The sequence below is a fragment of the Hutsoniella sourekii ATCC 700629 genome, from assembly GCF_000518205.1.
Taxonomy (GTDB): domain Bacteria; phylum Bacillota; class Bacilli; order Lactobacillales; family Aerococcaceae; genus Hutsoniella; species Hutsoniella sourekii.
Window position 1 is genome coordinate 1 of record NZ_JADD01000015.1, and the last position, 11,986, is coordinate 11,986.

Sequence of the window (11,986 nt, forward strand, 5' to 3'; positions counted from 1 at the left end):
GGTGCTTAGGACGACGACCTTTTGAAGCCTTCTTTTTATTCGCATGTTTTTGCGCTGATCTAGCTTGATAGGCTTCTGAGTGACAACGATTCAGCTCTCGATAAATCGTTGAGCGATGGCAGCCAATAATATCAGCTATTCGGCTAACTTTATAGCCTTCTTTATGCAGGACTTCTATTTTTAATCGTTCTTCTATGGTAAGATGTTTGTAGCTCATAACAGGCCTCCGTGTTCATGTTGGTGTGGTAACTTACATTTTACACGAACCTGTTATGGGTTTTTATTATTTGTCGCAATTAATTTTACAATCTATCATATGAAAAAGCATGAACCTATAAAATTGTTTGTTGATAAATATAATGAAGATGCTTCTCGTCATCAAACAGATAATTATTCTTCCCGCTTATATTTTCAGGGAAATAATATTTATTTAAGGTTCAAACCGAATGAATTGAATGAAGAAGAACACGAGATATTAATTAATGGATCAGCAACTGAGATTAACCATTATTTAGGATTTGGTCGCGATTTTTCAGATTCAAACTTTAGTGCCTTATCACAATCAATTGGGCAAGAAGCAGCTTCAAAAACTCCTTTAACAGTTCAATTAGTGGGTGACTTCGACGACGAGGAAGCTAAACCTCATGATTTATACACTTATGTCGATGGTGAAAAAATATCTGACTATACGCTTGATTACCAGAGAGACTATGCTAATGAATTTGTGACGAAGAAATTATCAGAGGAATTCCCAGAAATGAATGTTTGTGTTGATAGCAGTGGGGAAGATTACTTAGTTTCATTGATTAATTCAGAAATAAAAGAGCTTAATGAATCGAGTTTGGATACTTTAAGTCAGTTGGACCTAGCTAGCCATGAATTGAACTTAAAATCAATTTGTAGGCAAATATCAGAGGAGATACCGATTGAGGGACTGAATCCTCGCTTAAAATTTGCATTTCAATTTGAAAATATAGGTAAGCAATATTTGTTTGCAGTTTCAAATTCACATTTTGATGGAGATGTTCTTGATAGAATTAATCAACGAAACAAAATGGTTCGGGAATTAATGGATTATAGTAACCAGTTAAGTGAAGAAAACCTATCGCTTAAGATTAAAAACATTGATAAGGTACTCGTTGATAACTTTATTCCCCAAATCAGTGTAAGGTTGGAACAATTAAACAATTTGGACTACAATAGTAATCCCAAAAATAAATTTATCAAAGAAGATTACATTTATAGTGCAAACGCATTATTTAAGGGAAAATTTGATGAGGCGTATTTAGCGATCACTGAGTTAATTGGAGTATCACCTAGCTCTATTGAAGTTCTTTATAATAATAGCTATATGCCTATTTATCAGATCAATGATAGAGGAGAAATGACTCAGACTGAATCTCTACAGAATGTTAATTCACTACAAGATCCTGAGTATCGAGCAAATAAACTTGTTGAATTGATGAATGGTGCACAGCAACAAGAAGACGTTTCGAATCAATTATTTACTGGCGAAATTGGTGCTGTCTTAGAAAGAATCTTTAATATCCCCGTAAACATTTATTTTGATAGACACGATAAGGAAATACTCCTGTCTGCTGAAGTAGGAGACTCCAGCTTACAACGTTCAGCGAATCGATATTTACCTAAACTATTTTCTGATGGCGATGTGAAATTTGAAGAAGATATTAGTCAGATTCTTGATGAATCCAGCTATTATCGCCTCCAAAACAAAATCAATAAAGCATTTAATGAGCCTAGTCAAATTATAAATGATACGCTAGGCTCAGACTATAGTTTGACTTTCCAAAGTTATTAATAATCATTGTATCCATTTGATTTTTATAGGAATAGATTTAGCCAGTAAAGAAGAACTTGAGTAAAGGTTAGTCTGGTCATTGATATTCAAATGGCATGTCCCAACATCACCTCAGCAAATCTTCTAAATCAAAAGCGATGAGACCTCGTATCTCATCGCTTTTTTGTGGTCAGCAGGGGGAGAAGCGTATGATGAGGGGAGTAATTTCGATACACATTCACCCGCTAAATGAATTTCAAGTGAGATAAGGTGTGCCAATTACCTTCCAAATAAATTACAAGTGTGATAGAGACTGCCCATCGCCCCCCAAATAATTTTCAAGTGTGATAGAGCTTGCCCATCGCCCCCCAAATAAATTTCAAGTGTAATAGAGCGTGTCCATCGCCCCCAAATAAATTTCAAGTGAGATAGAGCTTGCCCATCACCCTCCAAATAAATTTCAAGGTCGATAGGGCCTGCCGATCATCTCCCTTTCCCCCGCGAATTAGGATGGTCTTCTGGCGAAAGGTATGTTAAAATACTTAGGTGGACTTTAACTAAAGGAGGATTCAGCTTGTATAATATATTACTAACCGCCCTGATTGTGGTTGCGGTGATTTTGATTATCTTGGTTATTATGCAGCCTTCCAAGAGTAATGCAGCTAGTATGTTAACCGGTGCCGATGATGGTCAGTCTAAGGCCAAGGCTCGTGGATTTGAAGCGTTCTTGATTCGGGCAACGAGTGTGTTCGGTGTGTTATTCTTTGTCTTGGCGATTGCTCTGGCCATGATCTAACCCATAGATAGGTCAAATTCTCTGGTGCTCGCATCAGGGAATTTTTTTGTGGGTCCAGAGGAGTGAAATCCTTTATGACTGGGGCAAAGTAGGTTATGATAGTCAAAAGAGGAGGGATGTCGTGGAGTCACAATTACCATCAGGAAGTAAGTTCTACCCCCAGGAGGAGCCCAAGGGTGGGGTGATCCTCTTCCATGCTTATACGGGGACGCCCGCGGATGTCAATCTTGTGGGTCGCTTGTTGAACCGTCATGGTTATGAGGTGGCCTTGCCCCAGTTTGCTGGTCACGGAACGGGTCAGTTGGACGATTTGTTTCAAGCGGGGACTCAAGATTGGTTGCAGGATGCCCAGGCGAGTCTGGCCTTTATGAAGGAGCGGTCTTATGACAAGCTCTTTGTCTTTGGTCTGTCCTTGGGTGGACTCTTTGCCACTTGGTGCTTGATCCATGAACCGGCAGTCTATGCTGGCGGTGTCTTCAATTCGCCGGTCGTAACCGAGAAGCCGGTGGATGTCATCGGGAACTTCTTGCCTTATGCCCAATATCTCTACAAGCAGGCTGGTAAGACTCAGGCCGACTTCCTCCAGGATGAAGCAGCCTTGATGCGGGGTTACTACCAGCAGATGCAGGCGATCAACAAGTTCCAGATGAGCCTGCAGGCGGGCTTGGAGATGATTGACAAGCCCTTTTTTATTGCGCAATCAGGAGCGGATGAGATGATTGAAGCTGAAGATGCCAAGCGCTTGCAGCATAGTCTGCCTCAAGCGGATGTTGATTTCAACTGGTATCCGGATAATACCCACGTCATCACGGTTAACCGCGAGCGCGACCAATTCGAACGTGACCTACTGCAATTTATTGATTATTCTTAAGACCTCAAAAGGAGGAAACAATGGCTTTATCTAAATTCGAAGAATCCCTACTGGATTTCTTCCAAGACCACGCGGGAGAAGCCTTCCGCACCAAGGAATTAGCCAACCGCTTTAATTATCGCGGTTCCAAAAACTACAAAAAACTCGTCAAGGCCCTAGCCTACTTAGAGCGCACAGGCCAAATCCAGCTCTTAGCTGGGGGCAAGTTCACCTTCAAGGAGCCTTTGGGCTTAGTGGAGGGAACCTACCGGGCCAATGACCGGGGCTTTGGCTTTATTACTTATGATCCCGACCAACCGGACCTTTTTGTCCCGGCTCGTTATCGGGGCAACGCCATGGATGGCGACTTGGTGGAAGCCAAGGTGATCAAGGAAGTAGACCCTGCCACAGGTAAGGGGTCTGAAGCTGAAATTATTCGGATTGTGGAACGTTCTGCCAGTCAATTGGTGGGAGTCTTCCATGCTTATAACCGTCAAGTAAGAGAAGAGACCGGCTACTTGGGCGAGGTGGAGCCTCAAGGGCAATTTTCTGCTAACCGGATCAAGATTCTAGAAGAAGGGATCCATCCGGCCCATGACTCGATTGTGGTGGTTAAGATCAAGGATTATCCGACCAAGGAAGAACCCAACCTCTTAACCGGTCTGGTGGCCAAGGAGATTGGTCACAAGGATGCACCAGGTGCCGATATTCTGGCGATTCTCTTCCAGTTCGGAATTCCTCATGAATTCCCACAAGAAGTCTTAGACCAAGCAGCTGCCATTGATCAAGAAGTAGGCCCAGAAGACTTGGAAGGTCGGGTCGACTGCCGGTCGGACTTGGTGGTGACCATTGATGGGGCCGACGCCAAGGACTTAGATGATGCGATTGCGATCAGCCGCTATGACAATGGCGACTTCGACGTGTCGATTCATATTGCGGATGTGTCTTATTATGTACCGGCCGGGACCCCGATGGATGCGGAAGCTTTGGACCGGGGGAATTCGGTCTACTTGACGGACCGGGTGGTCCCGATGTTGCCACAACGTTTGTCCAACGGGATCTGTTCGCTTCTACCGGATGAGGACCGCTTGACCTTGAATTGTCAGATGCGGATCAATCACCAAGGCCGGGTCACTAGCTACAAGATCTATCCGGCCGTGATCCGGTCCAGTTACCGGCTGACTTATGATGAAGTCAATGCCATGATTGAAGGCGATGAGGCCGTTCAAGCGCAATACCCTCATATTCAAGACATGGTTCGAGACATGGTGGAACTCCATGAGATTCTTGAAGCCATGCGCGAACGCCGGGGGGCCTTGAACTTTGATGCGCCGGAAGCACAAATTATTGTCGACGAAGAAGGCCATCCCTTGGATATCGTGGTCCGCGAGCGCCACACCGCCGAGCGCCTGATCGAATCCTTCATGCTGGTGGCCAACGAGACCGTAGCCGCTGCCTATACCGATAAGGACCTGCCATTGATCTACCGCATCCACGAACAACCCGACAGCGAAAAAATGGACCGTTTTGCGGAATTCATTACCAGCTTCGGTGTCATCTTACGGGGGTCCACCGATGACATCCGGCCTAAGCAACTGCAGGAAGCCCTCAAGCAAGTTCAAGGCGAGCCTTATGAGCAGGCCGTCTCGACCATGATGCTGCGGTCCATGCAGCAAGCCAAGTATAGCGAGGAACCTAGTGGCCACTACGGTCTAGCGGCCCAAGACTATACCCACTTTACCGCGCCAATCCGGCGTTATTCGGACTTGATGGTCCACCGCTTGATCCACCAATACTTAACGGGTCGGCCTAAAGATAGCCAACTTCATAAGATCGAAAGTCGCCTCCCAGAAATTGCCGACAAGGTCTCCAAAACCGAACGCCGGGCCGTTGAAGCCGAACGCGAGACCGAAGCCTTGAAGAAGGCCGAGTACATGGTCGACAAGGTGGACCAGGAATTTGCTGGGGTTATCTCTTCGATCACCAGCTTTGGTATGTTTATCCAACTGCCTAACACGGTTGAAGGTTTGATCCGCCTAGACCAACTGGACGACTTCTACCAGTTCAACCCAGCCCACCTGATGCTGATTGGCGAGCGGACCGGCAAGGTCTTCCGCATTGGCCAATCCGTCACGGTCAAGGTGACCCGGGTCGACGTAGCCGAGCGCGAGATCGACTTCGAGCTCCTAGACGCCGAGCCCCTTGACGACGTCACCGTCCTCGGTGGCACCGACGTCCCGTCTAAGAAGAAGTCCTCTAAGTCTCGAGGCAAAAAAGGCGGTAAGCGCCGGACCAACTCCAGCAAGCAGAAGTCTGGCAAGTCTTCTAGATCCGGAAAAGCAGACCGGTCCCAAAGCCAATCCAAGCCCAAGCATAAAGGCAAGGGCAAGAAGGGCAAGCACCCTTTTAAAATCAAGAAAAGAAAGTAACACGAGAAAGGAGGGCTTGACATGGCCAAGAAAAAACAAGTCAAAGACAAACCCTTAGCCCAGAACCGGAAAGCCCGCCACGACTACGAAATCCTAGAAACCGTCGAGGCCGGCTTGGCCCTCAAGGGAACAGAAATCAAATCCGTCCGCCAAGGCAAGATGAACATCGCTGACGGCTTCGTCTCCTTTAGAGACGGCGAGGCTTGGTTGAAGAATGTCCACATTAGCCACTACGAACAAGGCAATATCTTCAACCACGACCCCCTCAGAGACCGTAAACTCCTCTTACACAAAAAGGAGATCCGCGACCTCTATAACGAAGTCCGCCAGAACCGCTACACCGTCATCCCCTTGAAGGTCTACTTGAAACGTGGCCGGGCCAAAGTCTTAATCGGCCTAGCCCGCGGTAAAAACAAGATCGACAAGCGCCACGACCTCAAGGCCAAACAAGCCAAACGCGACATCGACCGCGCCATGAAAGAAAGATACTAAAACCAAGCCCCGGTTAGCCAAGCTAGCCGGGGCCTTTACATGGAGCGAGAGGCGGGGTCAAGGTTTAGGCTCCATCGCCCTTGAAAGTTATTTTGGGATGTGATGGGTGTGCCCCATCGCCCATGAAAATAAATTTGGCGTGTGATGGGAGGGCTCCATCACCCATAAAACTTATTTTAGTGTGCGATAGGTGAGTTCCATCGCCCATGAAAATAATTTGGGATGTGATGGGATTGTTCCATCACCCTTGAAATAAATTTGAAGTGTGATTGGAGATTTCAATCGCCCTTGAAATAAATTTGGTGTGCGATGGGTGATTTCCATCACCCTTGAAATAAATTTGGCGTGCGATAGCCCAACCCAATAACCCTTGAACTCCATTTTGTATACGATAGCCACCCTCCCATATTCCCACATGAAGCGGCCCAGAAGCCAGATTGCTTTACCTCCAATATTTTCGGATCAAGTCCAGGTCTTCAACTGAGAAAGAGTGTACCGGACTGGTTCCGGGGGGAAAGCTGTAGTAGCGGTAGCGATTGCAGCCGTGCGCTTGATAGTGACTCGTGAGGTGCTGGTAAATATAGTTGTCGCTAACCCCCGGCCCGACGAGCGCCTTGACTCTTGACCGTGTCAGAATTTTTGGGTCGTCATAAGCGAGCAGGGCCAAGTCAGTGCAAGCCATATCCAAAAGCACCCCCTTGTGGTGGCGTTGGCCACAGCGAGGGCAATGAGTATATATTTTACCAATATTTTCCAACAGAAGGCGACAATGCGGACAAAACAGGCCGACTTGAATTGAATCAAAGGGCAGATCCCTAATGGATTTAGGCAAATAGGAGGCCGAATCTTGAAAATGATCGATGAGAGCCACGATTTTTTCGTAATCATTGCCGGAAACTCTTCGGTGGCCTGCTTGCTGTAGCTCTTGAATCCAGGTCGGAATTTGGCAGCGGGCGAGAATTTCTAGAGCACCCTGGGCATCTGGCATCTCGCCAAGTTGGCAGTAGGGATTGATAAAAATCAGAACTGGTACGACTTTGAACCGGTCCAGTTTTCCCTCCTGAAGAAGCTGGCCCAACTTGTAAGCGCGTCTGCTTACGCCGCTGATGATGTCTTCATCCAGCGCTTGACCGCGCAGCTGGCACTCACCACCGGGCAAATAATCAAAGCGACCAAAGTAATTCTTAACTTCAAGAAGATAAATCACCGAGTCAAAAATTAACAAGAAATCAATCTGAAACTTTCCCCGGTAATCCAAGGCCAAGTCGTGAATCAGCTGGTATTGCCCCAAACGAAATTCCTCCAACAAGCTAACCAACTCCAACTCGCCCTCAAATCCCTGCTTCAGCCACTGATATCTCCTCTGCTTGGCCTCATCCAACAAGTTGCGCCGCGCTAAAATCTCCAAAAACTGCAACGTCAAATTTTCCATCATTGCACCTCCTATCTATTAAATACACGAAAAATCGACAAATCCATTTATTTTGTAGAGATTTGTTTAAATTGACTCATCAAGGAGGGAACTTAAGCATCGACTTTTGATGTGATAGGAGAGTCCTATCGCCCTTGAAATAACTTTTGCGTTTGATGGGCATTCCCAATCATCCCTGAAAATAATTTGACGTGTGATAGGCGTGCTCCATCGCCCATGAAAACAATTTGGGGTGTGATGGGCAGTTCCCATCGCCCATGAAAATAATTTTAGGTGTGATGGGAGTGTTCCATCGCCCTTGAAATAAATTTGGTGTGCGATGGGCGAGTCCCATCGCCCATGAAAATAATTTTGGGTGTGATAGATGAGTTCCATCGCCCTTGAAAATAATTTGGTGTGTGATGGGAGAGCTCCATCACCCATGAAAAAATTTGGGGTGTGATGGGGTCACTTCATCACCCATGAAAAAAATTTGGGATGCGATAGGCTCGTCCAATCGCCCTTGAAAAATATTTGGGATGTGATAGGCAGTCCCCATCGCCCATGAAATAAATTTGAAGTGCGATAGACGTGCCCAATTACCCTTGAAAAATCTTTGGAGTACGATGGGCGGTTTCAATCCCCCTTGAAAATTATTTTGCATGTGATAATGGATCTCAATTCCTCTCCAAATAAATTTGGTATCCAAAAGCACCTTCATAGCCGACCACTTCCACTTTTCACAAGTATAAATCCATATTTTGGCTGAATATTACAAATTAATGTCAAAATAACCACAAAATGGATATATTGCTCACTAAAGTGTTTACAAATTAATTAAATATATTAAAATTAAGATAATAAACTTTTAATTTTGGAGGTAAATTAAGTGGAATCGACTAATCGTTATGCCATTCGTAAAATTGGTAAAGTTGTCACTTCCTTAGCGGTGGCCAGTTCGGTCGCTGTGATTGTTGGAACTGAAGCTCAAGCGCAAGAAGGTCATCCGGTTGACTTAACCCCACAACCGTCTGATAGCCAAGTGGAAGCTGCTACTATTGTCTCACCGGAACAAGCAGCTCTTGATGCCAGTCAAGCGGCAGTGGATACGGAAGTAGCGCATCTAAATGCTGAAGCACAGGCTCAGGTGGACCAGGCGCAAGCAGAGGTTAGCCAGACGGAACGTCAGCTTGAAACGGCTCAAGCGGATCAAGCCTCTGCGGAAACTCGTTTAGGTCAAGCTCAAGACCGTCAAGCGCAAGCTGAAGCGGAACTCAAGGAAACTCAGACTACACCTGCTATCTCTGAGGCCAACCAAGCCGTCCAACAAGCTCAAGCCAATCAAGACCAGGCCCAAGCGGACTTAAAGGAATCACAAAGTCAAGCGCAAACAGCCGACCAAGCGGTGACGGACGCTCAGACCAGAGAAGCGGCCCAAGACCGTCAAGTCAAAGAGGCACAAGCTCAGGTGAGTCAGGCCCAAGCAAACTTAGCTCAAGCTCAACAAGCCGTTCAAGCAGCTGAAGCGCATTTAGCTTCACTTTCCCAAGATTCGCCGGAATACCAGGCAGCCAAAGCTAACCTTGATCAAGCGCAAGCAGATTTAGACCAAGCCAGTCAAGCCCTAGCCCAAGCCAAAGCTGATCAGCAAGCCAAGCAAGCAAAGCTGAATCAAGCACAAGATAAATTAGCGGACCTCAGTGCGCAAAACAAGCAATACCTAGAGGAAAAATCACGCCTAGAATCGAATATTCAGAGCGATCAGGGCCAATTGAATCGCCAAGAATCAGCTGTTCAAGCGATTCAAGACCAAATCAATCAAAACCAAGGCCAACAAGAAACATTAAACCAAGATCTTCTAACTGCTCAAGGTCAAGTTAACCGAGACCAAGCATCTGTTCAAGCAGCCCAAGAGCAAGTCAACCGCGCTCAAGAAACCAAGCGTCTGGCCGACAACAAGGTCCAACAAGCACGTTCGGCTTACAATCAAGCGCAAGCAGCTATCAACAGCGGAGTCAGCGAAGCGGACCGTCGCCGCGCTCAAGAGCAGTGGAACAAGGGATCTATCGGCTTCTTTGAAGAGATGGGGGCGACGGAGGCGTTGAACCAATTCAAGACCAATGCTAGGGGTGCCAACGGTCAGCCTATGCTAAGCTATACAAAGATTGGTGACCCTAAAGATACCACCTCGCTTGATAATATGAAAGCTGCCTTGGAATTTATTAAAATTGGTAATAATTTACGTGTCCGAGGAGACAACAATTTCTCACCGATGGCTGGTCTAAAGGTAACTGATTCATTAATGGCCATAGCTCAAATTAATGGGAATTACTCAGCTATTTTCGCTAATCGTCATTCAAAGAACTGGGGAGCAAAAGGAGAAGCTAACGGAGAAAACTTGTCTTGGGGACACTCTAATCCTTATGATGGATGGTATGATAAAGAAAAACTATTGTATGATCAAGCACCTGTTGGGCCTAAATCTACTCCTGATGGAGCGACGACAGGTCATTATACCAACCATATGAATAATTCTTTTATTTCTACAGGTTTTTCTGTTGGTCAGAAAAATGCTGATTACGGTATTATTCATACTCAAGTCTACGGATCAGCTTTTAATGCAAACCCTAATGAAAAAGCCTATTCTTATAAAGAATATCTGACTCGCTTCAACAATTACTACAATAACCTAAAAAATATCCTTAATGGTCATGCAAGCCCTAGCGCTCAAGACCAGCAAGCCTTAGCCCAAGCGCAAGCAGATTTACAAGCAGCGGAGGCGGAAGCTAGCCAAGCGCACAATCAATTGCAAGCGGCTCAAGCGGACTTATCCGCCAAGAACCAAGCTTTAACCACTAGCCGTCAGGTCCTCGCTGGTAAACAAGCGCAACAACAGGCTAATCAAGCGTCATTGACAACGCTACAAGCTGATTTGGCGTCCAGCCAAGCCAATGTTGCTCAGCTTAATGCAAGTATCAGCAAAAACCAAGCGGACCTAGAACAATTAAAGGCCAACAATCAAAACTTGGAAGCCACTTTGGGTCAAGCCCAAGCGGATCGCGATGCGGCTCAAGCAGCGGTCAATCAAGTGGCGCAAGTTTACGCTCAAGCTCAAAGTAATTATGAAGCGAAACTATCAGCCCGTGACCAAGCTCAAGCCAACTTGGCTACATTTGGTAGTGAAATTGCGGCCGCTAGCCAAGCAGTAACAGAGGCCCAAGCGCAAGCATCCCAAGCTCAAGGTCAAGTAAGCGATGCTCAAACTAGACTGGAACAAGCGCAAGCTGACCTTCAGACTGCTCAAGCTGCAACGATTGCTAGTCAAGAGGCTCAAGCCAATGCTCAGCAACAAGTCCAAGGCCGTCAACAAGCCCTAACCCAAGCCCAACAAGCTTTAGCTACTGCTCTAGACCACCAAAAACAAGTCTACGCTGACCATCCAGAGTATGCTCAAGCTCAAGAAAAAGTAGCAGCGGCGCAAGCAGAAGTTCAAGCGCGTCAAGCTGATTTGAATACGGCCAAGCAAGCAGTCTTAGATGCCCAAGCAGCTTTAGCCCAGGCTCAAGCCAAGTTAGACCAAGCCCGTCACTATCTAGCTCAAGTGCAGGCGATTAATCTATCCCAGCCAAGTAGCTATGAAGCTTTCCCTCGTTTGAAGGAGTTAGTGGCTGCTAGAAACCTTGCCCAAGTCCGCCTAGATGCTACCCAACAGGTTCATGATCTATCTCAACAACCAAGCGGAAGCACTTCTTCAAGCAAGACCTTAGCTTCAGACCCTGTACAAGCGAAGCCTCAAGCCAAACGTCAGGCAGCCGATCCGGCCAATACAAACAGACAGCAATCAGCTCCAGCAGCAAGTGCTGTCGATCCAGCCAGATCGAACGTCCTACCGGCTACCGGTATGACCGATTCCAGCCTGATCTTCACCACTGCCGTCATGTCCATCCTAGCAGGACTTGGCCTCGCGCAAGTTAAACGAAGAAAAGACGAAGCTCTCCCCAACGATCTAATCTTCTAGACCAAACAAACACCAAGGATAAATTCCTTGGTGTTTTTTCAAACCATCTATTAGTTGCGAAGTGAATTTGACCTGCGATGGGCGGGGGCTATCGCCTTGAAAAATATTTGGGGTGTGATAGGTACGCCCAACCACCCATGAAATAACTTTGGAGTGTGATAGTCAGGCTCCATCACCCTTGAAATAACTTTT

At 46.3% G+C, this 11,986-nt stretch carries 8 protein-coding genes; 6 read left to right on the plus strand and 2 right to left on the minus strand.

Annotated features, from left to right (window positions below):
• Window positions 1–217 (minus strand): helix-turn-helix domain-containing protein (locus T408_RS0104215; RefSeq protein WP_028118575.1); only part of this gene is annotated, 217 nt, incomplete at its 3' end.
• 99 nt (window positions 218–316) lie between these two features.
• Here T408_RS0104215 and T408_RS0104220 point away from each other — a divergent pair.
• From T408_RS0104220 to smpB, 5 genes are all read left to right on the plus strand, one after another.
• Window positions 317–1,819, plus strand: coding sequence for a hypothetical protein (locus T408_RS0104220; protein WP_157060756.1), 1,503 nt, complete (start codon window positions 317–319; stop codon window positions 1,817–1,819).
• Between the two features lie 553 nt (window positions 1,820–2,372).
• Complete coding sequence (gene secG / locus T408_RS0104225) at window positions 2,373–2,594, plus strand: preprotein translocase subunit SecG (RefSeq protein ID WP_028118847.1); 222 nt, start codon at window positions 2,373–2,375, stop codon at window positions 2,592–2,594.
• Window positions 2,595–2,715: 121 nt separating this feature from the next.
• Window positions 2,716–3,465: an alpha/beta hydrolase gene (locus T408_RS0104230; RefSeq protein ID WP_028118848.1), complete on the plus strand. Its 750-nt coding sequence runs from the start codon at window positions 2,716–2,718 to the stop codon at window positions 3,463–3,465.
• Between the two features lie 20 nt (window positions 3,466–3,485).
• Window positions 3,486–5,873 (plus strand): ribonuclease R, encoded by a 2,388-nt coding sequence (rnr, locus tag T408_RS10830; RefSeq protein WP_035420076.1) that lies wholly within the window; start codon window positions 3,486–3,488, stop codon window positions 5,871–5,873.
• A gap of 21 nt (window positions 5,874–5,894) precedes the next feature.
• Window positions 5,895–6,365 (plus strand): SsrA-binding protein SmpB, encoded by a 471-nt coding sequence (gene smpB / locus T408_RS0104240; RefSeq protein WP_028118849.1) that lies wholly within the window; start codon window positions 5,895–5,897, stop codon window positions 6,363–6,365.
• 442 nt (window positions 6,366–6,807) lie between these two features.
• Here the strand turns inward: smpB and T408_RS0104250 are convergent, their stop codons facing one another.
• Entirely contained in the window at window positions 6,808–7,800 is a 993-nt protein-coding gene (locus T408_RS0104250; RefSeq protein ID WP_084543901.1) for a nuclease-related domain-containing protein, read from the minus strand.
• Between the two features lie 865 nt (window positions 7,801–8,665).
• Here T408_RS0104250 and T408_RS0104260 point away from each other — a divergent pair.
• Window positions 8,666–11,794, plus strand: coding sequence for an LPXTG cell wall anchor domain-containing protein (locus T408_RS0104260; RefSeq protein WP_028118853.1), 3,129 nt, complete (start codon window positions 8,666–8,668; stop codon window positions 11,792–11,794).
• Window positions 11,795–11,986: the final 192 nt, after the last annotated feature.

Bases quoted from the DNA above. Each gene is read 5' to 3' on its own strand.
- T408_RS0104220 (WP_157060756.1), top strand. From the start codon at position 317: ATGAAAAAGCATGAACCTATAAAATTGTTTGTTGATAAATATAATGAA.
- rnr (WP_035420076.1), top strand. From the start codon at position 3,486: ATGGCTTTATCTAAATTCGAAGAATCCCTACTGGATTTCTTCCAAGAC.
- smpB (WP_028118849.1), top strand. From the start codon at position 5,895: ATGGCCAAGAAAAAACAAGTCAAAGACAAACCCTTAGCCCAGAACCGG.
- T408_RS0104250 (WP_084543901.1), bottom strand. From the start codon at position 7,800: ATGATGGAAAATTTGACGTTGCAGTTTTTGGAGATTTTAGCGCGGCGC.